The sequence below is a fragment of the Centipeda flueggei ATCC 43531 genome (assembly GCF_000160695.1).
GTDB lineage: Bacteria > Bacillota > Negativicutes > Selenomonadales > Selenomonadaceae > Centipeda > Centipeda flueggei.
The window spans coordinates 54,187-68,609 of the sequence record NZ_GG694006.1; the positions used below are offsets into that span (position 1 = coordinate 54,187).

Annotated in this window: 14 protein-coding genes; all 14 read left to right on the plus strand. The window is 55.1% G+C overall.

Going from position 1 to position 14,423, the window contains the following annotated elements:
- Nucleotides 1-11: 11 nt before the first annotated feature.
- The 14 genes from HMPREF0908_RS00295 (at nt 12) to HMPREF0908_RS00360 (ending at nt 14,345) form a co-directional block, all read left to right on the plus strand.
- Nucleotides 12-413 carry a DUF3783 domain-containing protein gene (locus HMPREF0908_RS00295; protein ID WP_006689402.1) on the plus strand — a complete coding sequence of 134 codons (402 nt, stop codon included), beginning with the start codon at nt 12-14 and terminating at the stop codon, nt 411-413.
- A complete protein-coding gene (locus tag HMPREF0908_RS00300; protein ID WP_006689403.1) occupies nt 410-1,351 on the plus strand; it encodes an ABC transporter substrate-binding protein in 942 nt (313 codons plus the stop codon). Before HMPREF0908_RS00295 ends, HMPREF0908_RS00300 begins: the two co-directional genes overlap by 4 nt.
- The gene (locus HMPREF0908_RS00305; protein ID WP_006689404.1) at nt 1,351-2,805 is read left to right on the plus strand and encodes an aminotransferase class I/II-fold pyridoxal phosphate-dependent enzyme; all 1,455 of its coding nucleotides are present in this window, start codon (nt 1,351-1,353) and stop codon (nt 2,803-2,805) included. Before HMPREF0908_RS00300 ends, HMPREF0908_RS00305 begins: the two co-directional genes overlap by 1 nt.
- Before the next feature lie 3 nt (nt 2,806-2,808).
- On the plus strand, nt 2,809-3,669 hold the full coding sequence (gene speE / locus HMPREF0908_RS00310) for a polyamine aminopropyltransferase (RefSeq protein ID WP_006689405.1): 861 nt from the start codon (nt 2,809-2,811) through the stop codon (nt 3,667-3,669).
- Nucleotides 3,650-4,531, plus strand: a complete 882-nt coding sequence (gene speB / locus HMPREF0908_RS00315; protein ID WP_006689406.1) for an agmatinase — start codon at nt 3,650-3,652, stop codon at nt 4,529-4,531. Before speE ends, speB begins: the two co-directional genes overlap by 20 nt.
- Before the next feature lie 144 nt (nt 4,532-4,675).
- Nucleotides 4,676-4,966 carry an Asp-tRNA(Asn)/Glu-tRNA(Gln) amidotransferase subunit GatC gene (gatC, locus tag HMPREF0908_RS00320; protein WP_040572268.1) on the plus strand — a complete coding sequence of 97 codons (291 nt, stop codon included), beginning with the start codon at nt 4,676-4,678 and terminating at the stop codon, nt 4,964-4,966.
- Nucleotides 4,967-4,978: 12 nt separating this feature from the next.
- Entirely contained in the window at nt 4,979-6,445 is a 1,467-nt protein-coding gene (gene gatA, locus HMPREF0908_RS00325; protein ID WP_040572269.1) for an Asp-tRNA(Asn)/Glu-tRNA(Gln) amidotransferase subunit GatA, read from the plus strand.
- Nucleotides 6,442-7,881 carry an Asp-tRNA(Asn)/Glu-tRNA(Gln) amidotransferase subunit GatB gene (gene gatB / locus HMPREF0908_RS00330; protein WP_006689409.1) on the plus strand — a complete coding sequence of 480 codons (1,440 nt, stop codon included), beginning with the start codon at nt 6,442-6,444 and terminating at the stop codon, nt 7,879-7,881. Before gatA ends, gatB begins: the two co-directional genes overlap by 4 nt.
- A gap of 55 nt (nt 7,882-7,936) precedes the next feature.
- Nucleotides 7,937-8,605 (plus strand): HAD family hydrolase, encoded by a 669-nt coding sequence (locus HMPREF0908_RS00335; RefSeq protein ID WP_006689410.1) that lies wholly within the window; start codon nt 7,937-7,939, stop codon nt 8,603-8,605.
- Nucleotides 8,602-9,999: a 23S rRNA (uracil(1939)-C(5))-methyltransferase RlmD gene (gene rlmD, locus HMPREF0908_RS00340; protein WP_006689411.1), complete on the plus strand. Its 1,398-nt coding sequence runs from the start codon at nt 8,602-8,604 to the stop codon at nt 9,997-9,999. The genes HMPREF0908_RS00335 and rlmD overlap by 4 nt, the downstream gene beginning before the upstream one ends.
- A 16-nt stretch (nt 10,000-10,015) precedes the next feature.
- A complete protein-coding gene (locus tag HMPREF0908_RS00345) occupies nt 10,016-10,594 on the plus strand; it encodes a hypothetical protein (RefSeq protein ID WP_006689412.1) in 579 nt (192 codons plus the stop codon).
- Nucleotides 10,595-10,604: 10 nt separating this feature from the next.
- Nucleotides 10,605-11,492 (plus strand): ribosome biogenesis GTPase YlqF, encoded by an 888-nt coding sequence (gene ylqF, locus HMPREF0908_RS00350; RefSeq protein ID WP_425358102.1) that lies wholly within the window; start codon nt 10,605-10,607, stop codon nt 11,490-11,492.
- 26 nt (nt 11,493-11,518) lie between these two features.
- Nucleotides 11,519-12,298, plus strand: coding sequence for a ribonuclease HII (locus HMPREF0908_RS00355; protein ID WP_006689414.1), 780 nt, complete (start codon nt 11,519-11,521; stop codon nt 12,296-12,298).
- Nucleotides 12,288-14,345: a hypothetical protein gene (locus HMPREF0908_RS00360; RefSeq protein WP_006689415.1), complete on the plus strand. Its 2,058-nt coding sequence runs from the start codon at nt 12,288-12,290 to the stop codon at nt 14,343-14,345. The genes HMPREF0908_RS00355 and HMPREF0908_RS00360 overlap by 11 nt, the downstream gene beginning before the upstream one ends.
- Nucleotides 14,346-14,423 lie beyond the last annotated feature (78 nt).

Consider the following 14,423-nt stretch of genomic DNA (forward strand, 5'->3'; position numbering starts at 1 on the left):
GAGGACTTGTCATGGCGAACAGCAAGGAGCGTGTTCTGCTCTATCAGTTTCCCGCGGATCAGGCGGCGCTGATTATAGGTGTACTGCGTCCGATGGGGGTGGACGTTCAGATCCTTTCACCGAATGCGTGGCACGATAAGGTCGGCTGTCTCCTCGGGCGCAAAGGTTTTTTGAAGCAAACGGCGCAGGAGGGCGGCACGTTCTCGTTTCCGCATCGTGTGATGCTGCTGGATGCGGTGAAGGGGAAGCGCCTGACACAGGTTCTTCGTGTCGTGGAGGATGCCGGCGTTCCGCATATCACCTACAAATCATCCATTACGCCGTACAATACGCTGTGGACACTGCGCTATCTGTGTGAGCACATGGCGAAGGAACACGGCAGTGAAATGCCTACAGAAGGGAATACAGAATGAGCAAAATTCTTGCCTGCCTATTTTGTCTGACGTTGTTTCTTGCGGGCGGATGTGGATCTTCTGTGCAGGAGAAAAGTGCGCCGCTCCCCAAGCTGACCATCGGGCTGATGCCCGATACGGACTCAATACCATTCATTATCGCAGCGGAACGCGGCTACTTTGCTGAGGAAGGCGTCGAGGTAGAGCTGCAGCCGTTCAAGAGTGCAATGGATCGTGATGCAGCACTGCAGAGCGGAAATCTCGATGGGGCTGTGTCTGACCTTCTGGCTGTGATTTTCGCCCGTTCCGGCGGGTTCGATGTCCGCGCCGTTTCCTATACAGACGGCAATTACAATCTCGTTGCATCCGATGGGGCGGGGATTGCATCTCCTGCCGATCTGCGCGGCAAGGAGATCGCCGTCTCCAAGAACACGATCATCGAGTATGTGACGGACGAGATTCTCGCTGCCAACGGAATGCGTGAAGAGGATGTCGCAAAGGTCGTTATCCCGCAGATCCCGGTACGCCTTGAGATGCTCCGCAGCGGAAATCTCGGAGCGGCAGTTCTGCCGGAGCCGATGGCGAGCGTCGCGGCGGCATCGGGCAGCCACTATGTGATCGGCTCGGGTGATCTCGGCATCAACCCGGGCGTAATCGTCTTTTCCAAGTCCGCCCTTCAGGATAAGGAGAAATCCGTTCGGGCGATGTACCGCGCCTACAATAAAGCAGTCGACTATCTGAACAATACGCCGCAGTCGGAGTATCTGGATCTCGTCGTGGAGCGGAGCGGATTTCCGCCTGCGGCGCGGGATGTTCTCGTGCTGCCGTCCTACCGTCATGCGGGAAGTCCGGCAGAGCCAGATGTGACGGAGGCTGTGCGCTGGGTGACGAGCAAGGGAAATGCGGCCGCCTACAGCTATGATGATCTGGTCTCCCATCTCCTGTTGGAGGAGGAGTAATGCCCTATCTCTCTCAGACGAATGCGCCCATTGAGGAGGCGCTTGTGCGGATGAAGCGGGCTCGCCTCGTTCCGTTCGATGTGCCGGGGCACAAACGTGGCCGCGGCAATCCGGAGCTGGCTGAGTTCCTCGGGGCTGCCTGTCTTGATGTCGATGTAAACTCGATGAAGATGCTCGACAATCTCTGCCATCCAGTCTCAGTGATTCGTGATGCAGAGCGTCTGGCGGCAGAAGCATTCCGTGCCGCCCATGCTTTTTTCATGGTCAGCGGGACGACGGGCTCAGTGCAGGCAATGATCCTATCGACGGTAGGACGCGGCGACAAGATCATCATGCCGCGCAATGTCCATCGCAGTGCCATCAATGCACTGATTCTCTGCGGCGCTGTGCCGATCTATGTCAATCCAGGCATCGAGGATACGCTTGGGATTGCGCTCGGGATGCGCACGGACGATGTCGCAGCCGCGATGGAGCGCCATCCGGACGCCAAGGCGGTATTTGTCAACAATCCGACCTATTACGGCATCTGCTCGGATCTGCGTGCCATTACGGAGAAAGCGCATGCCCGCGGGATGAAGGTATTGGTCGATGAGGCACACGGTACGCACCTCTATTTCAGTGATCGGCTTCCAACGGCGGCGATGGATGCAGGCGCGGATATGGCCGCGATCAGCATGCACAAGTCCGGCGGCTCGCTGACGCAGAGCTCCATTCTTCTCTGTGCGAATACGATGCCGCTCGGATATGTCCATCAGATCATCAATATCACACAGACGACGAGTGCCTCGTATCTGCTCCTCGCAAGTCTCGATATCAGCCGCCGCAATTTGGCACTGCGCGGCCGTGAAGTGATCGACCGCATTATTGGACTTGTCGCCTATGCCCGTGATGAGATCAACGCGATCGGAGACTACTATGCCTATGAGCGTGAGCTGATCGACGGTGATGCCGTGTATGACTTCGATACGACGAAGCTGTCCATCTTTACACGTGCAACGGGGCTTGCCGGCATCGAGGTCTATGACATCCTGCGCGATGATTATGACATACAGACCGAGTTCGGGGATATCGCAAACTTGCTTGCCTATGTTTCTGTCGGCGACCGTCCGAAGGATATTGAGCGGCTTGTCGCGGCACTGGCGGAGATCCGTCGGAACTATCGCAAGGATCCCTCCAAGACGCTCAAGATGGAGTATATCGATCCCGTGGTCGTCTGCGGTCCGCAGGATGCGTTCTATGCGGAGAAGGAGTCCCTGCCCATCCAAGAGACGAAGGGACGCATCTGTGCAGAGTTTGTCATGTGCTATCCTCCCGGCATCCCGATCCTTGCACCGGGAGAGGAGATCACAGACGAGATTCTGACTTACATCCGCTATGCGAAGAAAAAAGGCTGTCAGATCACAGGGCCGGAGGATATGAGTATACAGCGTCTCAATGTAATGACGGAGAGATAGGCTATGGAATTTTGGTATACGGAAGAACATACACCGAATGTGCGGTTCTCCATCCGCGTAGATCGTCAGCTCTACAGCGGGCAGAGTGAGTTCCAGCGCATTGACGTATTCGAGTCGCCCGAGTTCGGGCGATTTTTGACGCTTGACGGCTATATGATGCTCACAGAGAAGGATGAGTTCATCTATCATGAGATGATCACCCATGTACCGATGTGTGTGCATCCGGAGGCAGAGAACATTCTCGTGATCGGCGGCGGGGACGGAGGGACGGTACGGGAGTTGCTGCGCTACCCGTCGGTGCGGCATATCGATCTCGTGGAGATCGATGCGATGGTGATCGATGTCTGCCGTGAATATCTGCCGTCGACGGCGGCAGGACTGGATGATCCGCGGGTGAGCATCCACTGTGAAGACGGGCTGCGCTTTGTGCGCCGACCGGTCGATGTCTACGATCTCATTATCGTGGACTCGACGGATCCGTTCGGACCAGGAGAGGGTCTGTTCACCAAAGAGTTTTATGGCAACTGCTTCAAGGCGCTCAAAGCTGACGGCATCATGATCAACCAGCATGAAAGCCCCTTTTACGAGCAGGACGCCTATGCCATGCAGCGGATGCACAAGCGCATTGTTCATTCGTTCCCATACAGCCGCGTCTATCAGGTGCATATTCCGACGTATCCGTCGGGGCATTGGCTGTTTGGCTTCTCATCCAAGAACCGCCGCCCCGTGGAGGGCGTCGATTTTGCACGATGGAAGGCACTCGGCATTCGGACGCGCTACTACAATACGCAGCTTCATGCAGCAGCATTTGCTCTGCCGAACTATGTGGAGGAGATACTCGAAGATGTGGAACCGCAACGTTGAAACATTTCTCGGCTGCGATAACACCTATGAGGAGAGCCATATCGTCCTCGTTGGTGCGCCGTTTGACTCGACGACCTCCTATCGTCCTGGTACGCGGTTTGCTGCCCGTACAATGCGGGCGGAGTCATACGGACTGGAGACGTACAGCCCGTATCAGGAACTCGATCTCGAGGATGCACGCGTCTTTGACGGGGGGGATTTGGAGCTGCCCTTTGGCGATACCGAACGAGCACTGGCGATGATCAGGGAGCGCGCAGGGGCGATCCTGCACAGCGGAAAGCTGCCCTTTCTGATCGGCGGGGAGCATCTGGTCAGCCTCCCCGCAATCGGAGCTGCGGCGAAGCGATATCCCGATCTCTCCGTCATTCACTTCGATGCACATACTGATCTGCGCGAAGAATATCTCGGCAACAAACTCTCCCATGCGACCGTTATCCGCCGTGCGTGGGATCTGCTCGGCGATGGGCGCATCCATCAGTTTGGGATACGCAGCGGCGAACGTGCGGAATGGCAGTGGGCACGGGCAGGGCATACGGATCTCCATCCATTTACCTTTGCAGGCCTCTCAGATGTGATTGCCGGCCTCCACGGACGTCCTGTCTATCTGACGATTGACCTCGACGTTCTCGATCCCTCCGTCTTCCCCGGTACGGGAACGCCGGAGGCAGGCGGTGTCACGTTTATCGAACTGATGAAGGCGGCACTCTCCGTTGTGCGTGGATGCAGGGTTGTCGCATGCGACATGATGGAGCTCTCGCCGCCGCTTGACGCCAGCGGTACATCGACGGCAACGGCACTCAAGCTCCTGCGGGAGATTCTGCTCGCACTTTCGGCAGATTTTATCCGTCCGCCGCAGGTGTAGTGATTTCCGTTTGATACCGATGAAGTGATTTGTTATAATAGCAAGGAAACTGCGACTAAGGGAATCGCTGATAAAACGAGGTGTGCCGGATGGTCGTACCGCATTTATCAGTGCTTCCCGAAGCATGGAAAGATGGTGGAGTCTATGAAGGTAACGGAACAGGATCTCAGGGTAACCGCGCATCTCTCGCGTCTTTCGATTCCGACCGAGGAAAAGGAAGAGGCACTGGCGTCTCTGGGAGACTTTCTCTCATACGTGGATAATCTCTCGCGTGTTGATACGCAAGATGTGCAGCCGACGACGTATGCACTGCCCATCGAGAATGTCTTTCGCACAGACGAGGTGCGCCCGTCTCTTTCCAACGAGGCGGCGCTTTCGAATGCACCGCTGCAGGAGGACGGGTATTTCAAAGTGCCGAAGGTACTCGAAGGGTAAGGAGGGGCTGTTTTGAGTCTATATGAAAAACCGGCGCATGTCCTGCACGATATGCTCGCGCGCAGCGAGATCAGCGCCCGTGAACTGACCGAGGATGTGCTTTCGCGCATGGATGCCGTAGAGGGCGATGTCGGCGCATACCTTCTGGAAACACGCGAGGGTGCGCTTGCTCAGGCGGATGCCGTGGATGCAAAACGTGCCGCAGGAGAGAAGATTCCGTTCCTCGCAGGGATTCCGGGTGCTGTTAAGGATAATATCTGCACCATCGGTGTACGCACGACAGCCGCGTCCAAGATCTTGGAGAACTTTGTTCCGCCCTATGATGCGACGGTCATGACGAAGCTGCACGCAGAGGACGCCGTCATTCTCGGAAAGACGAATCTCGATGAGTTTGCCATGGGCGGCTCGACGGAGAACTCCGCTTTTCAGCCAACGCACAACCCTTGGGACACGGCACGTGTTCCCGGCGGGTCGTCGGGCGGCAGTGCCGCTGCCGTGGCATCGGGAACGGCAATTTGGGCACTCGGCAGTGATACAGGCGGGTCGATTCGTCAGCCCGCATCGTTCTGCGGTATTGTCGGACTGAAGCCGACCTATGGGCGCGTGTCTCGCTACGGTCTGATGGCGTATGCGTCATCACTCGATCAGATCGGACCGCTTACGCGTGATGTCACGGATGCAGCCCATCTCCTAAACGTAATTGCAGGGCATGATCCGATGGACTCGACGGCCAGCCGCGCCAATGTTCCCGACTATACACAGGCACTCCGTGCAGATGTCAAGGGGCTGAAGATCGGACTCCCGAAGGAATATTTTATCGACGGAATGGATCAGGAGGTTGAGGCATCCGTCCGCAAGGCGATTGCGGATATGGAGGCGATGGGGGCAGAGGTTCGTGAAATCTCCCTGCCGCATACGGACTATGCCGTCTCCACCTATTATCTGATTGCACCTGCAGAGGCGGCGACCAACCTCGAGCGTTATGACGGTGTCAGCTACGGCGTGCGCGTCGATGGGGAAGATCTCGTCGACATGATGACGCGCACGCGCACGGAAAAATTCGGTGCGGAGGTCAAACGTCGCATCCTTATCGGCAACTATGCTCTTTCTGCGGGCTACTACGATGCATACTATCTCAAGGCACTCAAGGTGCGGACGCTCATTCAGCAGGACTTCATGCGTGCCTTTGAGGAGGTCGATGTCATCATGACGCCGACCGCACCGACCCCCGCCTATAAGATTGGTGAGATGACAAGCCCCCTGCAGATGTACCTGCAGGATATCTCGACCGTGCCTCTCAACCTTGCGGGGCTGCCCGGTATCTCCGTTCCCTGTGGCTTTACCGCAGCGGGACTTCCCATCGGACTGCAGATCATCGGACGTCCGCTCGCGGAGGAGACGATCCTGCGTGCGGCATATGCCTATGAGCAGGCACATGATTTCCATACAAAAATGGCACCGATTGGAGGAAAGGCATGAAATACGAAACCGTCATCGGTCTTGAGATTCACTGTGAACTTAAGACAAAGACCAAGATTTTCTGCGGCTGTGCGACGGGCTTCGGCGCAGATCAGAATACGCATGTCTGTCCCGTCTGCCTTGGGCTTCCCGGTGTCCTGCCCGTCGTCAATCGTCAGGTCGTAAACTACGCCATCAAGGCAGGGCTTGCAACCAACTGTGAAATCAACGGGTACAGCAAGTTCGACCGCAAGAACTATTACTATCCCGACCTTCCGAAGAACTTCCAGACCTCACAGTTCGACCTCCCGATTGCTGAGCACGGCTGGGTGGATATTGACACGGAGGCGGGCAAGAAACGCATCCGTCTGACCCGCATCCACATGGAGGAGGATGCAGGGAAGCTCGTGCACTCCGGCACGACGATCAAGGATTCCTCCTCGTCCAACGTGGATTACAACCGTACGGGCGTGCCCCTGCTTGAAATCGTCTCCGAGCCGGATATGTCCTCGGCGGAAGAAGCGCGTGCCTACATGGAGAAGATCAAGACGATCATGGAGTACATCGATGTCTCCAACTGCCGCATGGAGGAGGGGAATCTCCGCGCAGACATCAACGTTTCTCTGCGTCCCGTCGGCTCGGACAAACTGGGCACACGCACGGAGATGAAGAACATCAACTCCTTCAAGGCACTTGAGGATGCCATCAACTACGAAATCGAGCGACAGACTGAGGTGCTCGAGGACGGCGGTCATATCATTCAGGAAACGCGCACATGGGATCCAGAGCGCGGCATCACCCTCTCCATGCGCAGCAAGGAGGAGGCACATGACTACCGCTATATGCCGGAGCCTGACCTGCCGCCGATTGTGACGAGCGCGGAGGAGATCGAGGCGATCCGCAAGGAGCTTCCCGAGTTGCCAGACGCTCGCCGTGCTCGTCTGATGGATGAAGCGGGGCTTTCCGCTTACGATGCGGGCATCATTACAAGCTCACGTGCGATGGCGGAATACTACGATGCCATTACGGCGACGGGCGCGGACGCGAAACTCGCGGCAAACTGGCTGATGGGCGATCTCGCAAAGAACCTCAATGCAGAGGGCAAGACGATCGAGGATTCACCCGTTGATGCAAAGCGTCTCGGTGAGATGATCCTGCTCATCTCGAAGGGCACGATTTCCTCGAAGATCGGCAAAACCGTATTCAAGGAGATGTGGATATCGCCCGATGCACCGGAAAAGATCGTTGCGGACAAGGGGCTCATCCAGATCACCGACACAAAGGAGATCGAGGATATTGTCGATCAGGTCATCGCAGCGAACACAAAAGCCGTTGAGGACTATAAGGGCGGCAACAAAAAGGCAATCGGTGCACTTGTCGGACAGGTGATGAAGCAGTCCAAGGGTAAGGCGAACCCACAGATGGTCAACGAACTCTTGGCAAAAAAACTCGGCTGAGACAAACAGCCTTTTCCGAAAGGGAAAGGCTGTTTTTGTCAAAGGGGGCATTTCCATGAACTATAAAGCCGCTGTATTTGATTTGGACGGAACACTTGTCAACTCACTGGACGATCTGGCGGACAGTGCCAACGCCACACTTCGCGCACACAGCTTTCCCGTGCATGAGGTGGAGGCGTATCGCTATTTTGTCGGAGACGGCACACGAAAGCTGATGGAACGCATTCTCCCGCAGGAGAACGCTTCGGATACGATCTTTGTGGAGCAATTTATGTCTGAGTACAAGGACTGCTACGCGCGAAATCTGCTCCAAAAGACGAAGCCATACGACGGCATTATGGAGATGCTTGAGGAACTACGACGACGCGGTATTCCGATGGCAGTCTGCACGAACAAACATCAGTCTGCGGCAGAGATGATTGTGAAGACGCTTTTCCCGCACGGTATTTTTCAGGAAATCATCGGCGATCAGGAAGGACTGCCGCGTAAGCCCGACCCGCAAAAGGTGCTTCACATCATGAGAAATTTTGGGGTTACGGGAGAGCAGACCGCATATTTTGGCGATACAGACGTGGATATGGACACAGCACGCAATGCACGAGCATTTGCGGTCGGCGTTCTCTGGGGATTCCGACCAGAGGAGGAACTCGTGGCACATGGGGCAGATATTCTCTTGACACACCCGATGGAACTATTTGAAAAGGTGATGTTTGCAGAGCGATGAAACATAGAAAAGCGATAAAGCAAGCCGCGCAGACGATTCCCGTCTGCAAAGGGCGAACCTATGAACTTCAAATTGACCGCCTCGGGACAAGCGGGGAGGGAGTCGGACGCTATGACAACTTTACTGTCTTTGTCCCGAATGCGCTCCCAGGCGAGACTGTCTCCGTCATCATAGAAGAAGTAAAGAACAGCTATGCACGCGGACGCATCAAGCAGATCCTGCATGAGAGTGTCGATCGCGTTGCCCCCCTCTGTGAACTCTACGAGGAATGCGGCGGCTGTCAGCTCCAACACCTCTCCTATGAGGCTCAGCTGCGTACAAAACGTGCACAGGTCGCAGACGCACTGATCCATATCGGTAAGCTTCCGCAAATTCCCGTGATGGAAACGCTGCGTGCAGAAGAACCGTGGAACTATCGGAACAAGATGCAGTTTCCAATTGGACGAAATAGCGGAAAGATCGTGATTGGCTGCTTTGCACAGGGCAGTCACAGGATTATCAATACGGAAAACTGCCACATCCAGCGTGCGGAGAACAACGACCTTGCAAATGCTGCACGCGAGATTGCAGAGCAGCTTCACATTCCGGTCTATAACGAGGACACGCACAAAGGTGTCCTGCGGCACATCGTCGGGCGCGTCGGACGCAGCAACGATCTCATGGCGATCATTGTCACTGCAACAAAGCAGCTCCCACGCGCAAAGGACTTTGTTCGCATGATGCGCGAGCGTCTGCCAAACCTCGTCAGTGTCCATCAGAATATCCAGACCTATCGCAACAACGTCATCATGGGGCGCGACACACAGCTGCTCTGGGGACGACCGACGATTATCGATTCTTTGGGGCGGCTGAACTTCCACATCTCCCCGCGCTCCTTCTTTCAGGTCAATACAAGACAGGCAGAACGCCTTTACGAGCAGGCACTCACCTATGCCGACCTGCATGGGACAGAGACTGTCATCGACGCCTATTGCGGCACAGGAACAATTACGCTGTTTCTTGCTCAAAAAGCGCGAAAGGTCTACGGCATCGAAATCGTACAGCCCGCCATCCTCGATGCACGAAAAAATGCACGCGACAACAATGTAAAGAATGCCGAGTTCATCGTTGGCGATGCGACCGCCGTCATGCCTGCACTCTACAAGCAGGGGATTCGCCCCGATGTCGTCGTCGTCGACCCGCCGCGTGTCGGCTGCACCGAAACCGTCCTTCGCACCTTCGCAAATATGAAGCCGCAGCGCATCGTCTACGTCTCCTGCAACCCTGCAACACTAGCACGCGACCTCGCCATCCTGAAAGAACTCGGTTATCTTGCGCAGGAAGTTCAGCCGGTGGATCTCTTTCCACAGACTTCGCACGTTGAGAACGTTTGCCTGCTGAGAAAACAAAAATAAATGAAAGGGACAAATCATGGATACATTTCGACCAAGATATCAGGTTCCATTCGACGAATATGAGCCTGCTCTTATTGAATGGGATGCAGACGAAGAGATTATCCATATACCTAATGATTCGTTTGAGGAGCTTATTGATTATGATGATCAAGATGACCAGCATCTGCATCGCCGCGAGAATTTTGTAGATTACGATATTATCTTAGATCATCATATATTAAAGGGACAACACGGAAGTCTGTTGACAGCTGCAGCAGGGGGGCTTGCCTTTGGCACGGTTGGAGCGATTGCTGGGTATTGGATGGGAGCAAAGCCGGATAAAAAACTGTGTTCACGTATGAGCTTAGTGCTCTTCTTTACCGATGGAAAACGGGTCGAACGTATTGATCTTATTCAACCCACTGCTCCTGTAGAATATAACTCCTTTCAGTATGACCAAAAGTTTGATAATCTAAAAGAATGTATTTGTGCTTTAGAAGCATTTAAGCTGGCAAATTCCGGTAGAGAGGATGTATCACAGTCCGAAATAAATGATATAGCAGCAGATGTTATATACGAACTAAATAATCTCATCATGGGCGAATATGATACGTAGAAAGGTCATAATGGAAAATAACAACATTATCGACATCCCAAGCCTCCAGTGGTACCCGGGGCACATGCGGAAGGCGGAGCGTCTGGTTCAGGAGAATCTAAAGTCGGTGGATGTGGTGGTGGAGCTTCTCGATGCGCGTATTCCGATGAGCTCTGCGAATCCTGTTCTGCGCGAGATGGTGGGCGGTAAGCCGCGTCTCATTGTGTTGAACAAGGCGGATCTTGCGGATGAAAATGTGACACGTGCGTGGGTCAAGTATTATGCCGCAGAAGGGCTTTCTGCTGTTCCCGTGGATGCCGTGAAGGGGAAGGGAACGAAGGAACTCGTACAGGCAATTGCACGGTGCGCAAAGCCAAAAACGGATAAATTGGTGCAGCATGGGGCGAAACCGCGCGCCGCACGCTGTATGATTCTAGGCATCCCGAATGTCGGTAAATCATCGCTGATCAATCGTCTGTCGGGCGGAACAAAGACGAAGGTGGAGAACCGTCCTGGTGTGACCCGCGCAAAGCAGTGGATCCGCCTTGGCGCACAGCTTGAGCTGCTGGATATGCCCGGCATCCTCTGGCCGAAATTCGAGGATCAGCAGGCGGCACTTCATCTTGCATTTACAGGGGCAATTAATGACAATGTTTACGATGTAGGAAGTGTGGTATTGCTGCTCCTGAACCGTTTGAGAGAGGATAGTCCGCAGTCACTGTGTACGCGGTATCGGCTGGATGAACCTCTGCCTGAGGGGGCTAATTTGCTTGATGCCATTGGCCGAAAGCGCGGATGCCTCCGTGCCGGCGGGAAAATTGATTATGAAAAGGCGGAGCAGGTAATTTTGACGGATTTTCGGAGCGGCAGATTAGGACGTATTTCCTTGGATGCCGTGCCGCATATCCCGTCCGTGTAAGCAGTGCGGTGAAGGAATCAGAGAAAATGACGATAAAAGAAATAGAAGATGTTTTTCGTCGCGGAGATGTGACGGAGGATTTTCTCAATGCCTGCAAATGTGACGTACGTAAATCCGTCCAATCCATTCTTCGCCGCTATGAACGCACCCAACAGGAGCGTATGCGTCTCTATGCAATGTATTCGTATGAACGCTGTGCTGCCGAGCGCGGGAACTGCATCGTCGCCGGTATAGATGAGGCCGGGCGCGGCCCTCTCGCGGGACCTGTCGCTGTCGCTGCAGTGATCCTGCCGCAGGAGTACCTGCTTCTGCGCCTGAACGACTCAAAGAAGCTGTCTGAAAAAGTGCGGGAAGAGCTTTATGAAACGATCGTGTCAGATGCTGTTTCCTATCATGTCGAGCTCATTGACGCTGAGACGATTGACCGCATGAATATCTTGGAGGCGACGCGTAGAGGGATGTATGATGCTGTTGCCGCGCTTTTGCCAACACCGCAGGAGGTACTGATTGACGCTGTGGCGCTTCCACGTCTGCGCATGGCATCGCAGTCGATCGTCAAAGGGGATGCCAAATCCGCATCGATCGCGGCGGCGTCGATTCTGGCGAAAGTGACGCGGGATCGCTTGATGCTGACGTATGACAAGGAGTATCCAGTATACGGATTTGCGCAGCATAAGGGCTATGGAACACGGGAACATATCGAGGCGATACGTAAATATGGGATCTGTCCACTGCATCGTAAAACGTTCGAGCCCATTCGCTCGATGATAATTAACAGAAAAGGCTGTGAATACTGTGCCGATTGAAGCAAATGCAACTGCAGCGGCGGCTGCCGTCTCCGCACCGCAGCGGATTTCATCGGAACGCCCGACCGAAGGAGTGCAAGGCCGCGGCGATCAGGAGAATGCCTCAGCGGCATTCAGTCAACGAACCAACGTGTCCATTGAGACTGCGATTGACCATATGGCGGATGTTCTGTCCAAAATCAGCGGACGTCAGCAGATGAATGTTGAGCAGATTCCGCAGGAGCTCAAAGAGGTCATACGGAATATTATTCGGCAGTCTTTTTCGATTGAGTCCACACTTGCACAGGGACTTGGCAGTACAGCGGCAAGTCAGCGCTTCTCGACGGATCAGCTGACGACGATGGCACGTATGCTGAATCAGATGGGGACGATGGCGGAGACAAACGAAGTTCCCCGTGTCAGCGATGATGTGGCAACGCTGCTTGCGGCATTGAAAAATGCCGTTGCCAAGGATGCGGGCGGGACGTTTGAGCCGATTATGCTGACGAAAGCCGCATTTCAGCTGATTGATACAGGAAACGCCGAACTCCTCCCGAAGGATTTGCAGACCGTCCTCTCTCAGCTGAATGCAGGCGCAGGTGCTGCACCCACCGCGACAAGCGGCGGCGGTACCTCCTCTATGATGTTTTTAAATCAGCTGGTTCAGTTGCTGATGCCGCGTGACGCGGAAGCGGCGACGCAGCAGACAATGCCGCAGCCGGGAGGGACGCAGTCACCGGTACAGGCAGGAGAGGCACAGGCGACACCACAGCAGGGAAGCGCAGCACTCCCCGCAGAAGAGGGCGCGGCGCAGATGCCGGCAAGTGGACAGAACGCACGCATGGCAGCACCCTCTGCGGGCGCAATGCAAAATCCTGCACCTGCTGCCACAGCTGCATCAGATACTGCGGCTGTCACAGAGGAACTTCCCGCCGACAATATTGCACAGGGGGCAAAACAGGGGGAGGCCTCCTCTACACCGTCGGCAAAGGGAACGGAAGCCCCTGCACTTCGTCAGGCGGATACTGCCGCAGCCGGTACCGGCACGAAAGGAAATGCCGCGTCCTCTCTGCCTGCGGCAGAGGCACAGCGCGGGCAGGAAGGTACAGACGGGACACTAAGTTCTGCCCGTCAGATCATTAGTGAAGGGGTGAGGACGGGAACAACAGAAGCCGTAAAACAAACGCCCCAGAGCACGGAGCAGGCCGCCCGTTCGCAGACGGGGCGGGCGGAGACAGCGGCGACACAGCCGCCAGCTTCCTCGATGCAGGGCTCAGATGCCGCAAAGACGGCCGAGACGCCGACAATCATTCCGAAGTTCATCACGCGTCCAATGGAGAATGTGCCGCAGATGATGAGTACGCTTCGTGATTTGGCACGAGTGCTGCTGCAGAATGAAAACCTCAGCCAGCGTGAGACACTGCTGCTCCAGAACTTCGTCAGCGGACGTACGCAGATCTTGAGCGAGGGCGATGCAAAACAGCTTCAGCAACTCATCCAGCTGACGCAGCAGAATATTCCGGGAACTGTTCGCCAAGCGGCTTTTGAGCAGCAGATGCCGGATCTCCCGCGCCTATGGGCATTTATGCAGATGGCAGATCTGGTCAAGACGCGCAGGATGACAGCAGAGCAGTACAGACGTGCGGGGCGGGATGTCGCAGCACTGGCTCTGACTATGCGTCACTCACTTGAGGGAGAGAATGCGGCGCCGCAGCCAGGACAGCGTTCCATGAGCTATGTGATGCCGCTTTTCATGGGGGAGACCGAGTATCCTGCCTACATTCATGTCTATGATGAGTCCCATAAGGATGAGGCGACGGATCAGGTCAAGAAAGAGACTTGGCTCAGAATTTGTGTTCTCACGGACTACATCGGCACCGTCGAACTCATCAACCGCATTTACGAAGAGAATCATGTCGATATGCGCCTCTATTTTTCTGATGCAGATGCCGCATGGGAGTTTCGAAACGAACTCGACAGCATACGTGAGTCCGCCGATGGAACTTCTTTGGTGATTGAGGGGATACAGATCGGCGCGATTGGTGAGCGCCGTTTCTTTACCAACTGATGATGACGGTCATCGCATACCCTATTGACGATCACGGGATCGCTTCATATAATATTCTCGGGGGATCGAAAGACGAAA

Coding starts and splice junctions, on each gene's coding strand:
- HMPREF0908_RS00355 (WP_006689414.1), top strand. CDS start 11,519: ATGACGATAAAAGAAATAGAAGATGTTTTTCGTCGCGGAGATGTGACG.
- HMPREF0908_RS00295 (WP_006689402.1), top strand. CDS start 12: ATGGCGAACAGCAAGGAGCGTGTTCTGCTCTATCAGTTTCCCGCGGAT.
- ylqF (WP_425358102.1), top strand. CDS start 10,605: ATGGAAAATAACAACATTATCGACATCCCAAGCCTCCAGTGGTACCCG.
- gatB (WP_006689409.1), top strand. CDS start 6,442: ATGAAATACGAAACCGTCATCGGTCTTGAGATTCACTGTGAACTTAAG.
- speB (WP_006689406.1), top strand. CDS start 3,650: ATGTGGAACCGCAACGTTGAAACATTTCTCGGCTGCGATAACACCTAT.
- speE (WP_006689405.1), top strand. CDS start 2,809: ATGGAATTTTGGTATACGGAAGAACATACACCGAATGTGCGGTTCTCC.
- HMPREF0908_RS00345 (WP_006689412.1), top strand. CDS start 10,016: ATGGATACATTTCGACCAAGATATCAGGTTCCATTCGACGAATATGAG.
- HMPREF0908_RS00335 (WP_006689410.1), top strand. CDS start 7,937: ATGAACTATAAAGCCGCTGTATTTGATTTGGACGGAACACTTGTCAAC.
- HMPREF0908_RS00305 (WP_006689404.1), top strand. CDS start 1,351: ATGCCCTATCTCTCTCAGACGAATGCGCCCATTGAGGAGGCGCTTGTG.
- gatC (WP_040572268.1), top strand. CDS start 4,676: ATGAAGGTAACGGAACAGGATCTCAGGGTAACCGCGCATCTCTCGCGT.
- HMPREF0908_RS00300 (WP_006689403.1), top strand. CDS start 410: ATGAGCAAAATTCTTGCCTGCCTATTTTGTCTGACGTTGTTTCTTGCG.
- rlmD (WP_006689411.1), top strand. CDS start 8,602: ATGAAACATAGAAAAGCGATAAAGCAAGCCGCGCAGACGATTCCCGTC.